A 21,533-nucleotide genomic window follows, 5' to 3' on the forward strand; every position below is an offset into this window, starting at 1 on the left:
ACGCCACTGCCGGCCCGATGTTCGCACACCGGGCCGCACCGTTCGGGAGCGCGCGATGAGCGGCACGATCCACGCGTGGATCGGCGCGATCGGCGCCCATCCGCTGCTCGTGCTGGCGATCGTGTTCTTGACCGCCTGCGCCGAGGCGATCGCGCTGGTCGGCACGGTCGTGCCGGCCGGTGCCGTGATGTTCGCGGCCGGCGCGCTGATCGGCGCGGGCGCGCTCGACGGGTGGACGACGATCGGCGTCGCGGCCGTCGGCGCCGTGGTCGGCGACGGGATCAGCTACGAGCTCGGGCGGCACTATGGCGGGGTGATCCGCAACGCATGGGCGCGCTTCGGCTACGCGGCCGCTTACGCGCGCGGCGAGGAGTTCGTGCTGCGTCACGGCATCAAGAGCATCGTGCTCGCGCGCTTCCTCGCGCCGGTGCGCGCGGTCGTGCCGGTCGTCGTCGGCTGCGCGACGCTGCCGCGCCGGTCGTTCTATCCGGTCAACGTGATCTCGGCACTCGTGTGGGCGCCCGTGCATGTGGCGCCGGGCATCCTGTTCGGCGCATCGGCCGTCCTGGCCGCGGCGATCAGCGTGCGGGTCGCCGCGATCCTGGCGGTCGTCGCCGCGCTGGTCGCGCTGGTGTGGATCGGCGTGCGCGTCGCGTTGCGGCGCGGCTGGCCGCTGCTGCGTCGTGCGCTCGTCGAAGTCGTGCACGCCGGTGCGCGCCGCTGGCCGCGGTTCGGCGCGCGGCTGCACGACACGATCGCGCGCGTGCGCCGCCTGCCGGGCGCGGTGCCCGTGCTCGCGCTGCTGTTCGTCGGCTGCGTGTGGCTGTTCGCGGGGCTCGTGCAGGATGTCGTCGCGAACGATCCGCTGATGCAGGCGGACATCGCGCTGTACGCGTTCCTGCAGAACCTGCGCACGCCGCCCGTCGATGCCGCGATGAGCGCGCTCGCGGTGCTGCACGGGCACGATACGGGGCTGATCGTCGCGGCCGCGTTTCTCGTCTGGCTGATGATTCATCGCTGCTGGCTGACGTCCGCGTGGTGGCTCGCGACGATCGGCATCGCCGTCGTGCTCGTGCCGGTGTTCGGCTCGGGCATGCCCGGCGCGACGCCCGCGAGCCTGCCGCCCGGCGCACTGCACGTGCCGCTGCCCGATGCCGATGCCGCGTTCGCGATTCTCGCGAGCAGCGGCCTCGGCTGGGTGCTGGCGCGCGACGGGCCCGCGCGGCGGCGCATCCCGGTCGTGACGGCCGTCGTGCTGTGGATCGTGCTCGGCGGCTTCGCGCGGTTGTATGTCGGCGACACATGGCTGTCGGGTCTGCTCGGCGGCTGGAGCCTCGGGCTGGCGTGGTTCGCGGTGCTCGCCGGCGCTTATGCTTACTGGCGCGTGCACGAGCATGTGCAGCCGAGGGGCGCGCTCGTCGCGGTGGTCGTGGTGCTCGCGACGGCCGGCGTATGGACGGTTCCCGCGCAATGGCAGCTCGACCGCGCGGCGCGCCCGCATGTCGGCGACGTGGTTGCGATGACCGTCGATCAGTGGATGCGCGGCGGGTGGCAGCGCGTGCCGACGCGGCGCACCGAGATCGGTGGCGATCGCGAGGAATATCTGCCGCTGCAATGGAGCGCGACGTCGGACACGCTCGATCGCCATCTCGCGCAGGCCGGCTGGCAGCGCGCGACGCCGTGGTCGCCCGCCACCGCGCTGCGCTGGCTGTTGCCGCAGGCGCCGGCCGACACGCTGCCGGTGCTGCCGCGCTACACGCACGGCGAGAGCACGCGCCGCGTGTTCGTCCGCGTCGATCCGGGCCACCCGGAAAGCCGTGTCGTGCTGCGGCTGTGGCGTTATCCGTACGTGCTGCAGGATGCGCTCGGCACGCGGCCGCTGTGGTACGGCGCACTGTATCGCGAGACGCTGCACCGGCCGGCGCGGCTGATGACGATCGTGCGGACGACGCCGATCGACAATGCGGCGGCGATCGCGCAGGCGCTGGCGGTCGAGCCGACGATCGAGCATCCGCCGGCGGGGATGAATGCCGCGCCGGCCGGGATGCTGCTGGTGTGGATGGTCAGGCCGTGAGGGCCGTGCGCCGCTTACGCGTGCGCCGGCTGCGCGGGGACGACGGACAGGCGCAGGCCGACCGTCTTGAGCACCGCGAGCAGGGTTTTCAGCGTCGGGTTGCCGTTGGGGGACAGCGTGCGATACAGCGATTCGCGGCTGATGCCGGCTTCGGCCGCGACGGCGCCGAGCCCGCCGTACGCTTCCGCGACCGTGCGCAGCGCGAGCAGGCCGGCCGCGCGGTTGTCGGGATCGTCGAGCGATTCCATTGCGACGCGCAGATAGGCCACCGCGAGTTCGCGATCGGCGCCGAGTTCGGCGACTTCCGCGTCGTGGTGCGATACCACGCCTTTGAGCTTGTTCATATTTGCCTCCGTTTCCAGTTCGACCAGTGTTCCTTTGCGCGCCTGATGTCGTCGGGCTGACTGCCCTTGTCGCCGCCGGACAGCAGCAGCACCAGTGCACCGCCGTGCCGGCCGAAGTACACGCGATAGCCGGCACCGACATGGATGCGCAGTTCGATCACGCCTTCGCCGACAGGCTCGCAATCGCCGAAGTTGCCCGTCTGCACGCGGCGCAGGCGTTCGCGAATCCGCGCCTGGGCGAGCTTGTCGCGCACGGCGTTCAGCCATTCGGTGAAAGGCTCGCGACCGTCGTCGCGCTGATAGCGAAGCAGTTCGAACTTGGATAGCATTGTAACTTATAAGCTACAAAAAGGGTATTGGAAACGAGGCGGTCGCGCGGGCTGCCACGGGTGGTGAGCACAGGCGGCCTGAACGGGGGCGATGCACGCTGCGGATCGCCGGTTCGAGACGGCTGGCCAAGCCCCGGCGTTGCGGCCGAAGCGCATGGTTCGGGGTTTCAGGCAGCGAAGCCTGCTTCCCGGACGACGGTCATTCTTTCATCCGCTGCGTACGGCGGCGATTCGGCCGAATGGTCGGTGTCGATGGCGTGATGACGGCGCGTCGCGCGCGGAGTGTCGGGACGCAATGACGCGAACGGCAAAGCCACCGACGCAGGCGCATCGCGTGACCTGCGCGCCGACAGATCCGCCGCGCGCGACGGCCGGCGCCGGCGCTCCTGTCGCGCGGAAGCGGCCGAGCGGCCCGGCCTCGGCGGCCTGTCGGGTTTCCCGCGGGCATTCAGGCGCCGGTACGGCATGCCGCCGCGCGCGTATCGCAGCGGCGTGCTGCGGGACGGCGGTCGTCGATGATTCGCGGTACGATCGATTGCATTCCAGTCGACCATCACTTCACGAGAGAACCCGCATGATCACGCTTCGCCCGATGACCGAGGACGATTTTCCGCGCTTCTGGCCGACCTACCGCGCCATCGTCGCCGCTCAGGAAACCTATGCATTCGATCCCGCGCCGACGCCCGAGGCAGCGCGCGCACTATGGCTCGACGCGCCGCTCTGCACATGGATCGCCGAAGAGGACGGCGTGCTGCTCGGTTCGTACTACCTGAAGGCGAATGCGGCCGGGCCCGGCAATCACGTGTGCAACTGCGGTTACATGGTGAGCGACGCGGCGCGCGGCCGCGGCGTCGCGCGCCTGATGTGCGAGCACTCGCAGCAGGTCGCGCGCGAGCTCGGTTTTCTCGCGATGCAGTTCAACTCGGTGGTCGCGACGAACGAGGTTGCGGTCGCGCTGTGGCAGAAGCTGGGATTCGAGATCGTCGGCCGCCTGCCGCGCGCGTACCGTCACGCGCGGCTCGGGTTCGTCGATTGCTTCGTGATGTTCAAGTGGCTCGGCGACGCGGCGGCCGCCGAAGCCTGAACACGCAGCCGCTTCGTCAGACGGCGAATGCGCCGTCGAACACGATCCGCTCGTCGAGCGCGAGCGTGCCGCGCGCGAAGATCAGGTCGAGGTGGTGGCTGCCGTTTTCGCCGCCGCCGAGCCCGAGATGCAGGCCCGGATGGCGTTCCTCGAATCCTGCATTGCGGCCGTACAGCCCGCGGATCCCGAGGTTCGTGCCGATGCCGAATTCCTCGATCCGCCGGTGATTCGCGTGCCGGTCGAGATAGGTCGAGAAGTCGCGCCGGAAGCCCGCGTCGTCGCTGTCGAAATCGACGATCGTGCTGCCTTCGACATGCAGCGTCGCGAGCCGCTCGACCACCTTGTACTTGATCGCGAACGGCACGGTGCCGAGAAACGTGCCGCTGAACACGACCGAGCCGTTCAGGTCGGTGACGTGCGTCGCGATCTCGCCGGGCACGACGTCGAGATTGCCCATTCCGTCCACGCTCGTCCATTTCTGATCCGGCGCGAGCGAGCCGGTCAGCGTGTTGCCGGCTTCGTCGATGAAGCGGATCTGCGATGCGCGCGCGGCCGCGTCGATCAGCCGGCCGTTGCGTGCCGCGATGTCGTCGAGCGATTCGGCGAATGCTTCGTCGAGATGCGGGCCGTAATCCTTGAACAGTACCGACTTGCCCCAGTGCTCGACGATCGCGGGGCGGATCGCCGCGAGGAACGGCGGCCCGCTCGGCGACGGCGTCGGCAGGCACGACGAGTCGTACAGCAGCACGAACAGGTCGGCGCGATCGAGCGCGGCGGCGATGTCGGCGGGCGGGGTGGTTTCGAGGCAGAGGGTGGTCGCGTCGAGCGAATCGGGCAGGGCGGAAAACGCGCGCAACGCGATGTCGCGGTTGCGGGTGTCGTGGCCGACCAGCAGTTTTCCCGACTCGCCGCGCGCAAGCTTGTCGCGCAGCGCGGGGTGAAAGCCGAGTGCGCGGTGCAGGTTCAGCATGCGTGTCTCCGGAAACGGCGGAAGGGCCGCGGCCCTTCCGCGAGAACGGGGGGCCCGCTCAGACCGGCCAGAGCGCGGTGCCGAACGGCACCACGGCGTCCTCGACCATCATGTCGACGGCCTCGGGGTGCGTGTCTTCCTGCATCCAGTCGAGCAATTCAATCTGCTGGGTTTCCTGCATGTCAATTCTCCTGTGGTGAACATGAGTGATTCAACATGAAAGCGCACGGCTAAAAGATTGCCGTTCCCCGTCCGGTATTTCGTGAATGCCGGGCGAGTGGCGTCGATATTAGTCTGACGAATTTGCGAATGCAATGCGTAGCAGGATTTTTAGCAAAAGCCTGCTAAACACCGGAAATTCCGGCAGGCGATGCGGGAAAAAGACAGATAAGTCGAATAATGGGATCGACCTGATTTCCCAATTATCGGGATCGCGGCCGGTTAAATGATTTCGGCAATTTTTTAAATCGGAAATGCAATAGCGCCGATCATTTCGAATTGCGTCATTAATGAAAGACGATCGCGCACGGCAACCGCGCGCCTGGCCGGGCGCGACGGCGCCGCCGGTTTTCTGGCACCATCTGGCGATCTTGCGCGACGGCCGCGGCCGCGCGCGCCGCTGCCCCGGCGGCACGACTCAAACAACGATGGAGGCAAACCCGATGCCCACAGCGCTGCAACCGGAGCGTGCCGGCCCGTCGCGGCCGGATGCCGGCGCGACCGACCCCGACCGCATGGCCGCGTGGCGGCTCGCGATCTGCCTGTCGCTCGGCAGCGCGATCGCGCTCGGCCTCGCGCGCTTTTCGTATGCGTTGCTGCTGCCGCCGATGAAGGCCGATCTCGGCTGGACGTTCGCGCAGGCCGGCGCGCTGAATACGGCAAACGCGGCCGGCTACCTGATCGGCGCGCTCGCGTTTCCGTTGCTGTCGCGGCGCTGGCGCGCGGGCACGCTGCTCGCGGCCGGCTGCGCGCTGACCGCGTTGCTGATGGCCGCGTGCGGGTTCACGTCGAACATGCACGCGCTGCTCGTGCAGCGGCTCGCGACGGGCGTCGGCAGCGCGCTGATCTTCATCAGCGGCGGCGTGCTGGCCGCGCGGCTCGCGTCGGCGTCGCCGCGCGATGCGGGGTTGCTGCTCGGCCTCTATTACGGTGGCACGGGGTGGGGCATTGTCGCGTCGTCGCTGCTCGTACCGGCCACGCTTACGCATGGCGTGCACGGCTGGCAGCCCGCATGGTTTGCGCTCGCGTTCGCGTGCGTGCTGTTCTCGGCGGTGGCCGTGTCGGCCGCGCGTCGTATCGAGCGCGAGCATGCGGTACACGCCGCGCCGCGCGCCAGCGCGCTGGAGGCCGTCACCGCGAGCCCCGCCCGCTTCGCGCTCGCGCTGGCCGGCTACGGCCTGTTCGGCGTCGGCTACATCGGCTACATGACGTTCATCGTCGCGCTGCTGCGCGGCGCGGGGATGAGCGGCACGGTGGTATCGGCGTTCTACGTGATGCTCGGCGTCGCGACCGTCGTCTCGGCGCGATTGTGGTCGCGCTTGCTCGACCGGATGCGCGGCGGCCAGGCGCTGGCCGTGCTCAACGCGCTGCTCGGCATCGCGACGCTGATGCCCGCGATGTTCGTGCATCCGGCCGCCGCGTTCGCGTCGGGCGTGCTGTTCGGCGCGACGTTCCTGTCGGCCGTCGCATCGACGACCGCGTTCGTGCGGCACAACCTGCCGCCCGACGGTTGGGCGAAAGGGATCAGCGCGTTCACGACGGTCTTCGCGTTCGGTCAGATCGCCGGGCCCGTCGCGATCGGCTGGGTGTCGGACAGCGCGGGGCTCGCGCGCGGGCTCGTCTATTCGGCGCTGACGCTGTTCGCGGGCGCCGCGCTCGCGGCCGGGCAGCGCGCGTTGCGGGCTGCCGCGTAGTCAGGCGAAGGTCACCGCTCGATCTGCCGGTTCCAGCGCGTATCCCACTGCGCGCGGCGCGCGTTGATCGCGGTCCAGTCGACCACCGTCACCTTGCGCACCAGGTCGTCGACATTGCCGAGGCTCTGCTGCATCGCGGCGGGCATCTTCGCGAGACGGTTGGTCGGGATCTGCTTGCCGGCCTCGGCGGCCTTCGTCTGCGCGGGCGCGGACAGCAGGAACTGCGCGAGCTTCTGCGCAAGCTGCGGATCGGGATTGTTCGCCACCACGCACAGGTCGACGAGCAGCAGCACCGGGCCTTCCTTCGGGGTTGCATATGCGACCGGAATGCCCTTGTCCTGCAGGTCGCCGACGCCCGTCGGCGTGAGCGGGAACAGGCCGGCCTCGCCGGTCTGCACCATCTCGGAGATCTTCGCCGAGTTCGGGATGTACTCGACGACGTTCGGCCCGACCGTGCTCGCCCACTTGCTGAAGCCGGGCTCCACGTTCTGCTCGCTGCCGCCGAGCAGCCGGTTGATCGCGAGGAAACCGTGCAGCCCGAACGTACTGCTCGACGCCGACTGGAACACGACCTTGCCCTTGAATTTCGGATCGGCGAAATCCATCCACGACGTCGGCGGCGCCCAGCCTTTCTCCGCGAACAGCTTCTTGTTGTACGCGATGCCGGTCATGCCGAGCTGCACGCCCGCGCCGACGTCGTCCTTCATCCGCGCGAACGGGTACAGCTCCTTCAGCACCGGCGAATCGTCGAGCTTCTGGCACACGCCGAGACTGACTGCACGCGCCATTACGCCGTCGTCGAGGAACGCGACGTGGATCTGCGGCTTGTTGCGGTTCGCAAGCAGCTTCGCGAGCACGTCCGACGACGTGCCGGGCACGACGACGACCTTCACGTTGTTCGCCTTCTCGAACTCGGGCAGCACCTGGCTCGTATAGGCCTTTTCCATCGGCCCGCCGTTCATGCCGATGTAGATCGTCTTCGTTTGCGCGAACGCGGGCGCGCTGGCGCCCGCGATGCAGAGTGCGGCTGCAGCCGCGATCGTACCGAGCAGTTTCATCGAGAGGTCTCCTCTTGGGGGAAAGGGGCGGTCGGCGCGGCTTGGCGGAAGAAGCGGCCGATCGAGAATGCATCGAGTGGCGTGGCGGTTTCGCCGATCGTCACGAGATCGGCGAGCACGTCGCCGACACCGGGCGCGAGCAGGAATCCGCCGCCGGAAAAACCGAAAGCATGCAGCAGGTTCGGCGTCGTGCGGCTCGCGCCGATGATCGGGTTGTGGTCGGGCGTGCAGCCTTCGACGCCGCTCCACGTGCGGATCAGCAGCGCGTCGCGCAGCGCGGGCAGCAGCGCGCACGCGTCGCGCATCACCGCGCGCGTCGTATCGACCGAAGGCTGGCCGAATTCGCCGTCGCCGCGGCCGCGCCCGCCGCCGATCACGCAATTGCCGCGCGCGACCTGCCGCGCGTACACGCCGCCGCCGTACACGCCGAGGTTGTGCGCGATGAACGGCGGCAGCGGTTCGGTCACCCACATGTTCGGGTAGATCGGCTCCATCGGCACGGCTTCGCCGAAGCGCTCGGCGATCGTGTTCGCCCATGCGCCGGCCGAATTGATCAGCCACGTCGCGGTGCATGCGCGGCCACCCGCGTGAATGTGGAAGCGCGTGCCGTCGTGCCGGACGTCGCCGACCGGCGTGTGCTCGAACACGTCCGCGCCCGCCGCGCGGGCCGCGCGTGCGAACGCGGGCGACACGAGGCGCGGGTTCGCATGGCCGTCGGTTTCGCACAGCGAGCCGCCGAGCGCCGCGCGGCCGAGCCACGGATAACGACGGCGGAACGCGTCGCCGCGCATCACCTGCAGCGGCAGGCCGTGCTCGCCGGCAAGCGCGGCATACGCATCGAGCGCGTCGAGATCGGCGTCGCTGCGCGCGAGCCGCAAGTGGCCCGACACGACGAATTCGCCGTCGATGCCGATCAGCTCGGGCAAGCGATCCCAGATGCGCCGCGCGCGCAGCGCGAGCGGCAATTGCTCGGCGGGGCGGCCCTGGCAGCGCACGCCGCCGTAGTTCACGCCGCTCGCCTGCGCGCCGCAGTCGCGCCGCTCGAACAGCCCGACGCGCAGGCCGCGCTGCGTCAGCGCAAGCGCGGCCGATGCGCCGACGAGGCCGCCGCCGACGATCGCGACGTCGTAATGCCGGTTCTCACTCATCGCGCGCCTCGTCGGGAATCGCCGCGACGTCGTCACCGGCGAGCGCGGCCGAGATCGGGAACGGCTTCACGGGTGGTTGCGCGCGCAACCGGCCGACGTCGGCGAGCGGCCGGCCGGTTTCGGCGGCCAGCACGAGTGCGGCCGCGTCGCCGCACATGCGCCCCTGGCAGCGGCCCATCCCGACGCGCGTCAACGCTTTCAGCCGGTTGAGTTCGGTTGCTGCGCCGCCGCGGATGCAGCGGCGCAGCGTGCCCGCGTCGATCTCCTCGCAGCGGCACACGATCGTGTCGTCGGGGCAGTGCGCGGCCTGCTCGACGGGCGGCGCGAATGCCGCTTCGAGGCCCGCGCGGAATGCGCCAATGCGGGCGAGCGTGCGTTCGAGTGTCGCCGCGTCAGGCTTGCCGGACGGCGATGGCAACGCAATGTCGGCATCGTCGAGCAACGCAAGCGCCGCGCGCCGGCCCGACGCTTCGGCCGCGTCGGCGCCGGCGATGCCCGCACCGTCGCCCGCGACGTAAATGCCGCGCACCGACGTGCGGCCGGCCGCGTCGCGCTCGGGCAGCCATGCGCGGTTGACCGGATCGAACCCGAACCGGCAGCCGGCGAGATCGGCGAGCTGCGTTTCCGAACGCAGGCCGAAGCCGAGGCCGAGCGCGTCGCAATCGAGCACGCGCGGCTGCGCATCGTCACCGGCCGCGCGCCACGCGAGCCCCGTTACATGTTGTTCGCCGAGCACGCGTTCGAGCGTGATACCCGTTTCGATCGCGACGCCATGCGCGCGCAGCCAGCCAATGTAATAGAGCCCTTTCGCGAAGGTCGACGGCATGCGCAGCAGCGCGGGCGCGGCGGCGGCCTGGCGGCGCAGCGGGCTCGTGTCGAGCACGGCCGCGACCTGCGCGCCGGCTTTCGCATACTGGTACGCGACAAGATAAAGCAACGGCCCCGTGCCCGCGAACACGATGCGCCGGCCGATCGCGCAGCCCTGCGCCTTCAGCGCGACCTGCGCGCCGCCGAGCGTATAGACACCCGCGAGCGTCCAGCCCGGCACGGGCAGCATGCGGTCGGTCGCGCCGCTCGCGACGATCAGGTGCGAGTACGGCACGGTAATTTCCCGCCCGTCCTGCAGCGTATCGACGCGGCCCGCGCCGCATGCCCACGCGAGCGTGTTCGGCCGGTAGTCGACGTGCGGCAGCAGCGCGGCCATCGTCCGGTGCACGGCGTCGGCCTTCGCGGCTTCGAATCCGTACAGCGTGCGCTTGCCGCGCGAGAAGCCGCCGTCGGCCGGCGGTTGACGATAGATCTGCCCGCCCCAGCGTGCGTTCTCGTCGATCACGACCGGGCGCAGCCCCGCGTCGACCAGCGCCTCGGCCGCGCGCACGCCGGCCGGCCCCGCGCCGACAATGACCGGTTGCAGTGCGTCGCTCATTGCGTGTCTCCGGTCGCGGCCGGTTGAACGGCGGTGAGGATTCGCATGCCTTCGACGATCGGCGTCGAGCATGCGCGCACGCGCGCGCCGGCCTCGGTGCGCACCCAGCAGTCCTGGCATGCGCCGATCAGGCAGAAACCCGCGCGCGGCTGGCCGCTGAATTCGCTGACGCGCACGCGGCGCTGCGCGACGAGGATCGCGGTGAGCACGGTGTCGCCGGCGAGCGCGTGCGCGGGGCGGCCGTCGAGCGTGAACGCAACGGCGGCGCGCTCGCGTTCGGCGACGCGCACGAACTGTGCGCCGTCGGCCGGATCGTTTTTGGAGCGGGAAACGGGAGTCGACATCAGTGTTGACCGATCAGGATGCGGTTCAGGCCGTACACGCGATCGAGCAGCAGCATCGCGCCGGCGGTGATGAAGATGACGAGCGCCGACACCGACGCCATCATCGGGTCGATCGATTCGGTCGCGTACATGTACATGCGCACGGGCAGCGTGACCGTCTGCGGCGACGTGACGAAGATCGACATCGTCAGCTCGTCGAAGCTGTTGATGAACGCGAGCAGCCAGCCGCCCGTGATGCCGGGCACGATCATCGGCAGCGTGATGCGGCGCAACGTCGTCCACGGGTCCGCGCCGAGCGAGCACGCGGCCTGCTCGATGCTGCGGTCGAGGCCCGCGACGGACGCGAGCACGAGCCGCATCACGAACGGCGTGATGACGATCATGTGCGCGAGCACGAGCCACGCGAACGAGCCGGTCGCGCCGATCAGCGCGAAGAAGCGCAGCAGCGCGATGCCGAGCACGAGGCCGGGGATCACCAGCGGCGACAGCAGCAGCCCGTTCAGGAACGCGCGGCCGGGAAACGCCGCGCGGCCGATCGCAAGGCCCGCCGGCAAACCGATCGCGAGCGACAGCGTCGCCGACGCGAACGCGAGCTTCAGGCTGTTGAAGAACGCGGTGACGAAGTCGGGATAGTCGAGGATCGCGCGGAACCAGCGCAGCGACAGCCCGTGGGTCGGCAGCGTCAGCGTTTCGTCGGGCGTGAACGCGACCAGCACGACGATCGCGAGCGGTGCGAGCACGAACAGCATCACGAGCGTGTGGAACGCGAGGGCGAAGGGGCCGTTCTTTCTCATCGGGATGCGCCTCCGAGGCTGCGTGCGTAGCGGCGTTCGAGCACGCGGTAGTAGGTGAGCATCACGACGAGGTTCGCGACCAGCAGCAGCACCGCGATCGTCGCGCCGAGCGGCCAGTTCAGCGAGCCGAGGAATTCGTCGTAGACGGCCGTGGCCGCGACCTTCAGCCGGCGTCCGCCGAGCAGGCCCGGAATCGCGAACGCGCTCGCCGATAGTCCGAACACCATCAGGCTGCCCGACAGCACGCCCGGCATCAGCTGCGGCAGCACGATGCGGCGCAGCGTCGTGAACGGCGACGCGCCGAGCGACAGCGCCGCGTGCTCGGTCTGCGGATCGAGCCGCTGCAGTGCGGTCCACACCGGAATCACCATGAACGGCAGCATCACGTGCACCAGCGCGATCACGATCGCGAAGGTCGTGTATTCGAGCTTGTACGGCCCGAGGCCGGCGAGCCCGAGCGCCTGGTTCACGAGCCCGCTCGTGTTCAGCAGCATGCTCCAGCCGAACGCGCGCACGACCACCGACACGAGCAGCGGCGCGAGGATGGCGAGCAGGAACAGCGAGCGCCACGGGTCGCGCATTTTCGACAGCACGTACGCTTCCGGCGTGCCGATCGCGACGCAGATCGCGGTCGTCAGCGCGGCGATGCCGAACGTGCGCGCGAAGATCGTGTGGAAGTACGGCGAGCCGAGCACTTCCGCGTAGTTGCCGAACTGGAGCGCGGCGATCGGCCCGGTGGCCGGGTCGTAGCGGTAGAACGTCAGCACGAACGTCATCGCGAGCGGCACGAGCACGAGCGCGGCGAACAGCACGAACGCGGGCGCGCACATCAGCCACAGCGGCGCATGCGCGCGCCACGTTGCGCGCACCGACGTACGCGGCGCACGGCGGGCGACGGCGAGGGCCGGCGCGCCGTCGGCGGGCAGCGGGCGGGAGGGCTGTCGCATTCAGGCCTCCCGGCGCATCACGCGCACCGCGTCGCTGTGCCAGTCGATGCCGACCGGCGCGCCTTCCGCGAGCGGCTCCACGCCTTCGTTCTGGCAGCACACGAGCACTTCGCCGAGCGCGCTGTCGACGCGGTACAGCCACTGGCTGCCGAGGAAGAAGCGGCTCGTGACGGTCGCGGCGAAGCGGCCCGCATCGGGCGCGCACAGCCGCAGCTTCTCGGGACGGATGCAGACCGACACCGCATCGCCGACGCGCATGTCGCGCTCGCGCGGCGGCAGGTGCGCGGTGCGCCCGGTTTCGGCGAGGTCGTGCCCGAGGTCGATGCGGATCGCGTCGCCGTCGTGCGCGACGACGGTGCCGGGCAGCAGGTTCGCCTTGCCGATGAACTGCGAAACGAAGCGGTTCTCCGGGCGCTCGTAGGCCTGGTACGGCGTGTCGATCTGCGTGACGCGGCCGGCTTCCATCACGACCACGCGATCGCTGATCGACAGTGCTTCCGATTGATCGTGCGTGACCATGATCGTCGTCGTGCCGATCTTGCGCTGGATCGCGCGCAGTTCGAACTGCATGTCCTCGCGCAGCTTCGCGTCGAGGTTCGACATCGGTTCGTCGAGCAGCAGCACCGGCGGCTCGATCACGACCGCGCGCGCGATCGCGACGCGCTGCCGCTGGCCGCCCGACAGCTCGCGCGGAAAGCGGTGCGCGAGCGTATCGAGGCGCACGAGCGCGAGCGCCGCGCGGATGCGCTCCGCGCGCTCGGCCTTGTCGACGCCGCGCATGTCGAGGCCGAAGCCGACGTTCTCCGCGACGCTCATGTGCGGAAACAGCGCATAGCTCTGGAACACGATGCCGAGCCCGCGGCGGTTCGGCTTCAGGTGCGTGATGTCCTGCCCGTCGAGCGCGATGCGGCCGCGCGTGACGTCGACGAAGCCGGCGATCATCTGCAGCGTGGTGGTCTTGCCGCAGCCCGACGGCCCGAGCAGCGACACGAACTCGCCTTGTTCGACCGACAGGTTGACGTCGGCGACGGCGGTGAGTTCGCCGAAGGTTTTCGTCAGATCCGTAAGCGTGAGAAACGACATGGGGAGCTCCGGGTTCGCACACCGCGTAGCCGGTGCGCCGATGACGCGGACTCTAGCCAGCCATATTTCGGAGCGTCAATTTCGAATTCTGCTGAACGGGATGAATTTCGAAAAAATTCCGGTGAACGGAACGGATCGACGTATCGCGCGCAAATCGTTCCGATGGATGAAGGGTGGCCGGGCCGCGAAACGCGCGCGTCAATCCCGTGCACACCCGGATGCCCGTGGAATTTCGGCCGGACGACAATGGCGGCTACCGTATTCCGTTCAATGAAATCGTCGAGGAGAGCCGGCATGCAGGAACCCCTTTCGTCCGGAATGCCCGGCACGCCCGCCGCGCGCGCGCCCGGCGCCGACGACGAAGCCGATCCGGCCGGCGCGCCGGGCACCGGCATGCTGCAGCGCGCGTTCGCGATCCTGCGTGCGCTGGCCGGCATGCAGCAGGACGGCGTGCGCGTCACGCATCTCGCGAAGGCCGTCGGCCTCACGCAGGGCACCGCGCACCGGATCCTGCAATCGCTGATCGCCGAAGGGATGGTCGAGCAGGACGAGCAGTCGAAGCTGTACCGGCTGAGCGTCGATTTCTTCGCGCTCGCCGCGCTGGCCGGCAACCCGAGCAGCATGCGCACGCTGTGCCGTCCCGCGCTGCTGCGGCTGTGCGCGAGCCTCGGCGAGACGATCTTCCTGCTCGTGAAGAGCGGCTTCGACGCGGTGTGTCTCGACCTGTGCGAAGGGCCGTTCCCGATCCGCTCGTTTACCGGCGACATCGGCGGGCGCATTGCGCTCGGCGTCGGGCAGGGCAGCCTCGCGATCCTCGCGTTCCTGCCCGAAGCCGAACGCGAGGAAGTGATCCGCTTCAACGTGCCGCGCATTCGCGGCTACGGCGTGCTCGACGAGGTGTACCTGCGCACCGAGATCGAACGCGTGCGGCAGCTCGGCTACGCGGGCCGCAACAGCGGCGTGCTCGACGGGATGGCCGGCGTCGCGGTGCCGATCCTCGATCGCACCGGTTATCCGGTCGGCGCGCTGAGCGTCGGCACGCTCGCGTCGCGGCTCGGCGACGACCGGATGCCGATGGTCGTCGAACTGCTGCGGCGCCAGGCCGACGCGATCGGGCCGCGCACCAACCCGTTCGATGCCGCGTTGCGGCGGCCGATGCACGGGCTATCCGGGAAAACCGTATAGCGGCGTCACGTCGATCATCGGGCGCTGCCCGGTGCCCGGGCTGATCGATGCGGCGAAGGCGCTGTCGATCGATCGCGAAGTCGGTCCGCTCGAAGCCGGCAAGCTCGCCGACGTCATCCTCGTCGACCTGTTCCGCATCGCACATGATGCCGATGAACATGCCGGCGTATCGCGTGACGTGCTTCGCGAATGCGGCCGATGCGTGCATGACGATGGTCGGTGGAAGGGGCGGCCTCGCGGGCTCGCACGTGAGGGTTTCGTCCGCGTCGGGCAACGCAACAATGCCGATGGTTGGCCGTCGGCGGACATGCTAGGATTTCTCTCAAACAACTCCGGAGACTGCTATGCCGTTCATCTGCGAAAACGTTGAATGTCGTGCCGTACTGGCTCGCGGGCAGGTCAGGTCCAAACACGAGGACGAAGGGTGGTGCTTCTACTGCCCGGACTGCAACGCCAGGAACGAGTTGAAGGATATTGGCGTTGCTGGCGGTCCTGTCGAGTTGGTACAACCTGAAAGATCCGATCTTCCGCACAAGGTCATTGCGACGGCCCGACCACTGGAGGACGGCAGATACGCCGCGCAATTGCGCGTTCAGCGGGCACTCGGCGTGAAAGGAACGTACGCGGCCGAAGAGCACTGGGAGCAGCTCGGTGTGTTCCCGAACCCGCAAGAGGCCGTAGCGCATGCGAAGTCGTTCGCAACGGATCTGCTGGAACGAACGGCCTAGTCGCGAGCGGCACGCTCGATTGCGCGATACCCGGCCATGCGCGGATCGGTACGGGAGGCCCACGACCGTGGGTCCGCGCGGCAACCTGGTGCCGGGCGGCGTGCGCAAACGGGTAGCGAGTCACGCTGAATACCCCGCGAAACCCGAACAAGAGGTAACCAACCTCGTTTCACGCAGCGGCACTGACAGCGAGCTTGACGAATAGCCTGGCTGCTTCGTTGCCGTGGGACAACGCACGCAGTGCGAGGGCGAGCGCCAGCTGTGCGTCGTGGGTGGCCGCGCTCCGATCCTGCTCGAAGAGTTTGACGGCGTGGCGCATGTGTTGCGCCGCTTGCGTGTGAAGCTCGACGGCCGCGGCATGAAGTTTTGCCACGTCCGCGGCACTTGCGCCCGAGCCGATCGATGATGGCGTTGTGGGTGGCGTATTGGCGCCGTGCGCGCCGGCGTCGTGCGCCTGATCGATCGCATGCAACGTGTGACCATGGGCCATCATCGCCTGATGTGCGGCGTGGGCAAAGTCCTTGCCGTCCTCGAAATGCCGCGACGCCTCGCGGTGATATCGCGCGGCCTGCTCGTGGTGTGACGCCGCGGCTTCGAGATGCCCTTTCTTGCTGTGCTTCGTGTTCATGCCGGCTCCTGTGCAACTTCAGGACTGACTCGGATGGCGACCGATTGGAAGACACGGTGGCGGGTCGCAGCGACGTTCTAATCTACACGCACTTGCGTCTTGCGTGGCATTTGCTTGTCGTGGGAAACCGGTATCGCGGTCGGGCTGCTTTTTTCGCCGGGTCGTTGTGGTGATCAATGTGTATTGGACCGCTCATACACAACGTTGGCGGGGCTCACCGCTCCCGACTCGACATGAGACGCTCGCTGATCGCGCTCTGAGCTTGCCGTCCGCCATTCCAGGGCATCGCGAATGGCCGACGAAGCGTGACCTGCTGTGTGACCTGACGTCCAGGTGCGACGCCGCCGGTGAATAATGCCCGGCCGATCACGGGTGGCCGTGCTGCAGAAAAGCAGAGGTTCGTTGGGCGGGCACATCAGCGCCTGAACGGGAACCGCGAACAGCTACCTGCGAAACGCGCTTCGCGTACGCCAAGCACGTCGACGTCCACCGACAAGCGGCTCAGATCACGCAGTCGGAACGGTTCCGCCGTCGATGACGTACTCGGTGCCGGTGATGGCGCTGGCGCGTGCCGAGACAAGGAAACCGATGAGTTCTGCCACTTCCCGGGGAGAGCATGGCCGGCCAAGAGGAATGCCGCCGAGCGAATCCATGATGACTTTCCGGGCGCCGTCCGTATCGATGCCGTTCCGCTTGGCAATTCTGGCGACGAGATTCTCGGCGGCATCCGTTGCGACCCAGCCCGGGGAGACACGTACGACCCGAACGCCTTTCGGACCGACTTCCTTGGACAAGGCTTTGCTGTAGTTCGACAGGGCAGCCTTGGCGGCGGCATAGGCAATCGTGGCTTCCGGCAACGGCAATTGCCGCTGGATTGACGTGACGTGGATGATGACGCCCGAGCGTTGCTCGACCATCGAGGGTAGCAGCGCGCGATCGATGCGCACTGCCGGGAACAGGTTCAGGCTCAATGCCTTGTTCCATTCGTCGTCGTCGAGCACCCTGAAGCCACCCGCCGGCGCAGATGAGCCACCCGCCACGTGCACGATGATATCGACGCCGCCGAGCCGTTCGAGCACGGCGTCGACAATGGTTTTACAGCCCTCGGCCGTCGTGATGTCCGCACCGATGAACCTTTCTTCGGAAAGGTCATCGGGACGCGAACGTGCCGTCGCAAGGACATTCGCGCCGGCCTCGCAAAGGTGCGCGACAACGGCTTTACCGACTCCTTTGGTCCCGCCTGTGACAAGCGCTCGCAGGCCCTGAAGTTCGAGTGCGGCGCTCATCAGTGAATCTCCAGAGACACGATCTTGCCGCCGGCCAGAACAAACGTGTAGGTCAGCTCGACCGGGCTACCGGGGAAGGCGCCGGTGAGTCTGGCGCGCATCGTCACGGCGGCGCCATCCTGGGACACGTCCAACGGCTCGACGTTGTATTGGTACCTGGCTTTGGCGTCCTTCTTCCAGGCCTGGATGGCTTCGAGCCCCTCGATAGTGCGGCCCTCGTCGCGCACGACGGCATCGGCAGCGAAGCAGTTCGCGAGAGGAGCGGTGTCACTGGTCGCTTCCGCGTTCAGATAGACATCCAGTGGCGGGGGCAGGGTCATGTTCATCGGACTTTTCCTGAACGTCACGCTTGTGTGTCCCAATGATGGCGCTATAGTTACCACATCGCAAGAACGCACTAAAAAGTAAGTAAGCCGTGCCCAACCGAAAAGCCTACACTCCCACGACCGCTGCGATCGACGTCGAAGCCGCATTCAAGCTGCTGGAAGGACGCTGGAAGCTGGTCATCCTGTTTCACCTTTTTGGTGGTCAGGTGCGACGCTTTTCGGACCTCGAGAGGCTGATCCCAGGCATCACGCAAAAGATGCTTGCCCAGCAGCTGCGCCGCCTCGAAGAGGACGGCATCGTGACGCGCACGGTCTATCACCAGGTGCCGCCGAAGGTGGATTACCGCCTGACCGATTGGGGGCAGGCGCTGTGCCCGGCACTGGACGCGATCCTGAAATGGGCGGAGCGCCGTGAAGATTTTCCATCGGCTGCGTCGAGCGTGCGTGTCTAAGGCTGACTGACCTGTTTTCCTGAATTCGAATTCTGTGGGTCGTCGACGAGGTGCCTGCCAAGTCAACGGACGCGTCTGCATCGGTTTGGGGTGCTCTCCCAACGTGTTCGGGGTCACACCGCCGGGTCGCGGTATGGTCGGACCGCGTCAGCGATCCGCCACTTTCCGTAATGGCCGACGAGATAAGGGCCGACGCGTTATCCGCGGTCGTCTCATGTCGCTCCCGGAGCGGACGGTGGTAAATCTTGTCCGACCATGCCGCGTCCGACCCTCGATTCGCCGTCAAGCGCGAATGAGATTCCCGGTCACTGAAGTTTGTCAGATCGATGCGCGCGACTATACTTCGATCGTCTGACGAAATTGGGCCAATCTTTGGGGCTGAGTTTGACCCAACACATACGCGGCCCGACATACAGGGTACCGCGGTGAGTCGACGTTGACGCATTGAACCAAAGTTGCTGCAAGCGTGGAGCGGCCGGAATCGTCCAACTGTCCTAAGCAATCGTGTATCTGCGGCCCGACCCGTCACCGTGGAGGCTTCGACCGACCCCACGCCGCCGATCGGTTCGATGCGAATGCGATCGCGCTGGGCGGGATCGATGCGTCCCTATACGTGCTCGGGCGCTTTTTGTCGGCGCAACTCGAGATCGGTTCGATTCAGCGGCAACCGTTGGCGGGATTGCGGGGAGAACCTGGCATGCGTTTTCAATCTAGGCTTCACCACGGACAGGGGGAGGCACGGTCTGGGCCTCACGCCGGGGCTTACATGGAACCGCACTGGCTGCCCAGGGGCGTGCGCTCCGGCAGACACGGTGCGACGACGCCTGCAAAGGCGGGATCGTTGCCCTGGATCCACCACTGGCACCGTCAAGGGTCCTGCGTGAGCGCGCAGAGCGATCCGGTCAATCGTCGCGTCCTCGTGATCAACGACAACGTTGCGGCGCACCAGAATTTCCGCAAGATTCTCGCTCGCCCACTGGACGGCGAAACTGCGCTGGCCGCAACCCAGGCGCCGTTGTTCGGCGAGGTTCCAGCCGGTCGCGCGGCGTTTCAGATCGATTCCGCCTATCAGGGCCGGGAAGCGCTGGAGCGGGTCGTGCGTGCGCTGGCGGAGAACAAACCCTATGCGATGGCCTTTGTCGACACGCACATGCTGCACGGTTGGGACTGCTTTCAGACCATCGAGCGACTCTGGCAAGTGGATCCGAAGCTGCAGTTTGCCCTGTGCAGCCCGCATTCCGATCCCCCTTGGGGCACCCTGGCCAGGCGCCTGGGCGCAGACGACCGGCTGCTCATTCTCAAGAAGCCATTGAACAACATCGAGGTCCGTCAGACGGCCAGCGTGCTGACCACGAAGTGGCAGATGACGAAAGAGGCGGCCTTCAAGACGGGCGACCTGGAAGAGGTCGTCGAGGAAAGAATCGATGCGCTTGCCGAAGCCAACATCATCGTCCAGAACAGTCCGGTCATCCTTTACCGTCTGCGCGGCGTGCCGTCGTTTCCGCTCATCTACATATCGCATGACATCGCCAGGTTCGGCCACGACCGCGCTGCCTTGCTCGCTTCGCCAGTCTGGGCCAACGAGCTTGTCGCCCCGGACGACCAGGCCAAAGTCGATGCGGCACTGGCGCGAGTATTGGACAAGGACACCGAAGGGGTCTCGATCGAGTTCCGCTTGCGCACTGGCGACGGCGCTTACCGTTGTGTCGAGAATCGCTATGTTCCGGTCCGCGACAAGGATGGACGGCTAATCGAAGTCGAAGGGATCATCATCGACATTGCCGAGCGCAAGGCAGCGGAGGAAAAGATCGCGCGGCTCGCTCACACCGATGCGCTCACGGGATTGGCGAATCGGGCCGGCTTCCTCGCGCGGGTGCGCCAGGCTTTCGCCGCAGCCCGACATGGCACCATGCCGTTTGCGATCTTGTTTGTCGCGCTCGACCGCTTCAGGCTGGTCAACGACAGACTGGGTTATCCGATCGGCGACCGGTTGCTTCGGGAGGTGGCGGAGCGGCTCGGGAATTGCGCTCAGGAAAGCGACCTGGTTGCCCGGATGGGCGGCGATGCGTTTGCCGTGCTGCAGGGCGAGATGGTCGAGCCGGTGGACGCCGGGGCACTGGCTGCGAAGCTCCAGGCGGCGCTGGCGGCTCCCTATCTGCTTGATGGCAACGATGTGCGGATTACGGCGAGCATCGGCATCCGTGCGTACGTCCCGGGCGACAGTGGAGCAGACGCCATGCTGATGCAGACCGATTTGGCGCTCCAACGCGCGAAGCATCAGGGCGGCAACCGGTACCGCTTTCATTCTGACGAACTCGACCAGGAAGTACGCGAACGTGTCGCACTCGCCGACGACTTGAGAGGCGCGATGGATCGCGGCGAGCTGGAACTCCAGTACCAACCCGAGGTCGAGTTGTCCTCCGGAAACATTCTCGGAATGGAAGGGCTGGTTCGCTGGCATCACCCGACGCGGGGCCTCATTGCTCCCGGTGTGTTCATTCCGATCGCCGAGAGGGACGGCACCATGGCAGCGCTTGGGCGCTGGGTGCTGGATCAGGCGTGCCGGCAAATGAGAGCGTGGCGCGACGAGGGGGTGGCCCCGCTGATGATCGCGATCAATCTGTCTCTGTTCGAGCTCTGGAGTGCTCAAACGTTCGTGCGCGATGTCGCTGAAGCGGCCGCGAAGTGGCGCCTCGCTCCCTCCGATCTGGAATTCGACGTGACCGAGGCGACTCTGGCCAGGCTGTCGTGGGCACAAAGCGACATACTCCCGCAGCTGCATGCGCTCGGCGCGAAGCTTGCCATTGACGATTTCGGTAGCAATTACGCGTCATTTGAGTATGTCAAGGCTTATCGCGTGAACCATCTCAAGATCGCGCGATCCCTCATCCACCGGTCTACCAGCGATCCCGAGAGTGCGGCGACGATACGTGCCATCGTCACCTTTGCGCACAGTATCGGGATCGGCGTCATTGCCCAAGGTGTGGAGACCGAGCAACAGCGTGCGCTTCTGGCTGCGACGAATCGGGCGACGAGTGCGCAAGGCTTCCGTTTCAGCGAAGCGGTGGGGGCCGCTCGCGCCAGCGAACTCCTGCGCCAAGGCCACATCGCGCCATGCGCGGCGCCTTGTCCGGAAGGGTAGGCGTTCGATTGTCGCGGCTGCACGTTCCGCACGGGTACCCGTTGACGAAAACCGAAAACCGACACGCATAGCGCATCGATGGTTCCGGAGCCGACTGGCTGGTTCGGCCGATTCGGGTCGTCAAGCGATACCCGAGGCAATCCGCGAAGAATTTCCTGCATCGACGTCGCGATTGCCGGAAACGAAGAAGGGGCGGCGCGCGGTGGTTGGCGGCGCCCCCTCCCCGTTTTCCCCGGCCCCCACCCGCCCCCCCCACTGGGGCTTTGGGGTGG

General features: G+C 67.4%; 22 protein-coding genes. 8 read left to right on the forward strand and 14 right to left on the reverse strand.

The window, feature by feature from the left end:
• Window positions 1–55: 55 nt before the first annotated feature.
• Entirely contained in the window at window positions 56–2,074 is a 2,019-nt protein-coding gene (locus ACPUER_RS01355; RefSeq protein WP_425130153.1) for a VTT domain-containing protein, read from the forward strand.
• A gap of 14 nt (window positions 2,075–2,088) precedes the next feature.
• On the opposite strand, the gene ACPUER_RS01360 is transcribed toward ACPUER_RS01355, so the two are convergent.
• Both ACPUER_RS01360 and ACPUER_RS01365 read right to left on the reverse strand, forming a co-directional pair.
• Complete coding sequence (locus ACPUER_RS01360; RefSeq protein ID WP_175960682.1) at window positions 2,089–2,418, reverse strand: DNA-binding protein; 330 nt, start codon at window positions 2,416–2,418, stop codon at window positions 2,089–2,091.
• Window positions 2,415–2,747, reverse strand: coding sequence for a type II toxin-antitoxin system RelE/ParE family toxin (locus ACPUER_RS01365; RefSeq protein WP_175960680.1), 333 nt, complete (start codon window positions 2,745–2,747; stop codon window positions 2,415–2,417). Before ACPUER_RS01365 ends, ACPUER_RS01360 begins: the two co-directional genes overlap by 4 nt.
• Before the next feature lie 574 nt (window positions 2,748–3,321).
• On the opposite strand from ACPUER_RS01365, the gene ACPUER_RS01370 reads away from it, so the two are divergent.
• Window positions 3,322–3,831 carry an N-acetyltransferase family protein gene (locus ACPUER_RS01370; RefSeq protein WP_425130154.1) on the forward strand — a complete coding sequence of 170 codons (510 nt, stop codon included), beginning with the start codon at window positions 3,322–3,324 and terminating at the stop codon, window positions 3,829–3,831.
• 16 nt (window positions 3,832–3,847) lie between these two features.
• On the opposite strand, the gene ACPUER_RS01375 is transcribed toward ACPUER_RS01370, so the two are convergent.
• Both ACPUER_RS01375 and ACPUER_RS01380 read right to left on the reverse strand, forming a co-directional pair.
• A complete protein-coding gene (locus ACPUER_RS01375; RefSeq protein ID WP_425130155.1) occupies window positions 3,848–4,801 on the reverse strand; it encodes a leucyl aminopeptidase in 954 nt (317 codons plus the stop codon).
• Between the two features lie 58 nt (window positions 4,802–4,859).
• Complete coding sequence (locus ACPUER_RS01380; RefSeq protein WP_006479692.1) at window positions 4,860–4,982, reverse strand: hypothetical protein; 123 nt, start codon at window positions 4,980–4,982, stop codon at window positions 4,860–4,862.
• A 481-nt stretch (window positions 4,983–5,463) separates the two neighbouring features.
• On the opposite strand from ACPUER_RS01380, the gene ACPUER_RS01385 reads away from it, so the two are divergent.
• Window positions 5,464–6,714, forward strand: coding sequence for a YbfB/YjiJ family MFS transporter (locus ACPUER_RS01385; protein ID WP_425130156.1), 1,251 nt, complete (start codon window positions 5,464–5,466; stop codon window positions 6,712–6,714).
• An 11-nt stretch (window positions 6,715–6,725) separates the two neighbouring features.
• Here ACPUER_RS01385 and ACPUER_RS01390 read toward each other — a convergent pair whose 3' ends face one another.
• From ACPUER_RS01390 to ACPUER_RS01420, 7 genes are read right to left on the reverse strand one after another with little or no spacing between them, the layout of a single operon-like run.
• Window positions 6,726–7,772, reverse strand: coding sequence for an ABC transporter substrate-binding protein (locus ACPUER_RS01390; protein WP_425130157.1), 1,047 nt, complete (start codon window positions 7,770–7,772; stop codon window positions 6,726–6,728).
• Entirely contained in the window at window positions 7,769–8,920 is a 1,152-nt protein-coding gene (locus ACPUER_RS01395; RefSeq protein WP_425130158.1) for an NAD(P)/FAD-dependent oxidoreductase, read from the reverse strand. The genes ACPUER_RS01390 and ACPUER_RS01395 overlap by 4 nt, the downstream gene beginning before the upstream one ends.
• Window positions 8,913–10,346 carry an FAD-dependent oxidoreductase gene (locus ACPUER_RS01400; protein ID WP_425130159.1) on the reverse strand — a complete coding sequence of 478 codons (1,434 nt, stop codon included), beginning with the start codon at window positions 10,344–10,346 and terminating at the stop codon, window positions 8,913–8,915. Before ACPUER_RS01400 ends, ACPUER_RS01395 begins: the two co-directional genes overlap by 8 nt.
• The gene (locus ACPUER_RS01405; protein ID WP_175960668.1) at window positions 10,343–10,690 is read right to left on the reverse strand and encodes a (2Fe-2S)-binding protein; all 348 of its coding nucleotides are present in this window, start codon (window positions 10,688–10,690) and stop codon (window positions 10,343–10,345) included. The genes ACPUER_RS01400 and ACPUER_RS01405 overlap by 4 nt, the downstream gene beginning before the upstream one ends.
• Window positions 10,690–11,484, reverse strand: coding sequence for an ABC transporter permease (locus ACPUER_RS01410; RefSeq protein WP_310131251.1), 795 nt, complete (start codon window positions 11,482–11,484; stop codon window positions 10,690–10,692). The genes ACPUER_RS01405 and ACPUER_RS01410 overlap by 1 nt, the downstream gene beginning before the upstream one ends.
• Window positions 11,481–12,431 (reverse strand): ABC transporter permease, encoded by a 951-nt coding sequence (locus ACPUER_RS01415; RefSeq protein WP_425130160.1) that lies wholly within the window; start codon window positions 12,429–12,431, stop codon window positions 11,481–11,483. Before ACPUER_RS01415 ends, ACPUER_RS01410 begins: the two co-directional genes overlap by 4 nt.
• A complete protein-coding gene (locus ACPUER_RS01420) occupies window positions 12,432–13,514 on the reverse strand; it encodes an ABC transporter ATP-binding protein (protein ID WP_175960663.1) in 1,083 nt (360 codons plus the stop codon).
• A 294-nt stretch (window positions 13,515–13,808) separates the two neighbouring features.
• Here ACPUER_RS01420 and ACPUER_RS01425 point away from each other — a divergent pair, with 294 nt between their 5' ends.
• The 3 genes from ACPUER_RS01425 to ACPUER_RS01435 are packed head-to-tail and all read left to right on the forward strand — an operon-like array spanning window position 13,809 to window position 15,427.
• Window positions 13,809–14,699: an IclR family transcriptional regulator gene (locus ACPUER_RS01425; RefSeq protein ID WP_425130161.1), complete on the forward strand. Its 891-nt coding sequence runs from the start codon at window positions 13,809–13,811 to the stop codon at window positions 14,697–14,699.
• 31 nt (window positions 14,700–14,730) lie between these two features.
• Window positions 14,731–15,069, forward strand: a complete 339-nt coding sequence (locus tag ACPUER_RS01430; RefSeq protein WP_244137288.1) for an amidohydrolase family protein — start codon at window positions 14,731–14,733, stop codon at window positions 15,067–15,069.
• Window positions 15,044–15,427, forward strand: coding sequence for a hypothetical protein (locus tag ACPUER_RS01435; protein WP_175960659.1), 384 nt, complete (start codon window positions 15,044–15,046; stop codon window positions 15,425–15,427). The genes ACPUER_RS01430 and ACPUER_RS01435 overlap by 26 nt, the downstream gene beginning before the upstream one ends.
• Window positions 15,428–15,596: 169 nt before the next feature.
• Here the strand turns inward: ACPUER_RS01435 and ACPUER_RS01440 are convergent, their stop codons facing one another.
• The 3 genes from ACPUER_RS01440 to ACPUER_RS01450 form a co-directional block, all read right to left on the reverse strand.
• On the reverse strand, window positions 15,597–16,055 hold the full coding sequence (locus tag ACPUER_RS01440) for a hypothetical protein (RefSeq protein WP_425130162.1): 459 nt from the start codon (window positions 16,053–16,055) through the stop codon (window positions 15,597–15,599).
• Between the two features lie 506 nt (window positions 16,056–16,561).
• Window positions 16,562–17,341 (reverse strand): SDR family oxidoreductase, encoded by a 780-nt coding sequence (locus tag ACPUER_RS01445; protein ID WP_425130163.1) that lies wholly within the window; start codon window positions 17,339–17,341, stop codon window positions 16,562–16,564.
• Window positions 17,341–17,667 carry a nuclear transport factor 2 family protein gene (locus ACPUER_RS01450; protein ID WP_425130164.1) on the reverse strand — a complete coding sequence of 109 codons (327 nt, stop codon included), beginning with the start codon at window positions 17,665–17,667 and terminating at the stop codon, window positions 17,341–17,343. The genes ACPUER_RS01445 and ACPUER_RS01450 overlap by 1 nt, the downstream gene beginning before the upstream one ends.
• An 89-nt stretch (window positions 17,668–17,756) precedes the next feature.
• Between ACPUER_RS01450 and ACPUER_RS01455 the strand changes: the two genes are divergently transcribed.
• Both ACPUER_RS01455 and ACPUER_RS01460 read left to right on the forward strand, forming a co-directional pair.
• Entirely contained in the window at window positions 17,757–18,119 is a 363-nt protein-coding gene (locus tag ACPUER_RS01455; RefSeq protein WP_279610703.1) for a winged helix-turn-helix transcriptional regulator, read from the forward strand.
• An 880-nt stretch (window positions 18,120–18,999) separates the two neighbouring features.
• Window positions 19,000–21,261, forward strand: coding sequence for an EAL domain-containing protein (locus ACPUER_RS01460; RefSeq protein ID WP_425130165.1), 2,262 nt, complete (start codon window positions 19,000–19,002; stop codon window positions 21,259–21,261).
• Window positions 21,262–21,533: the final 272 nt, after the last annotated feature.

It is taken from the genome of Burkholderia sp. DN3021, from assembly GCF_049805555.1.
Classification (GTDB): Bacteria; Pseudomonadota; Gammaproteobacteria; order Burkholderiales; family Burkholderiaceae; genus Burkholderia; species Burkholderia pyrrocinia_C.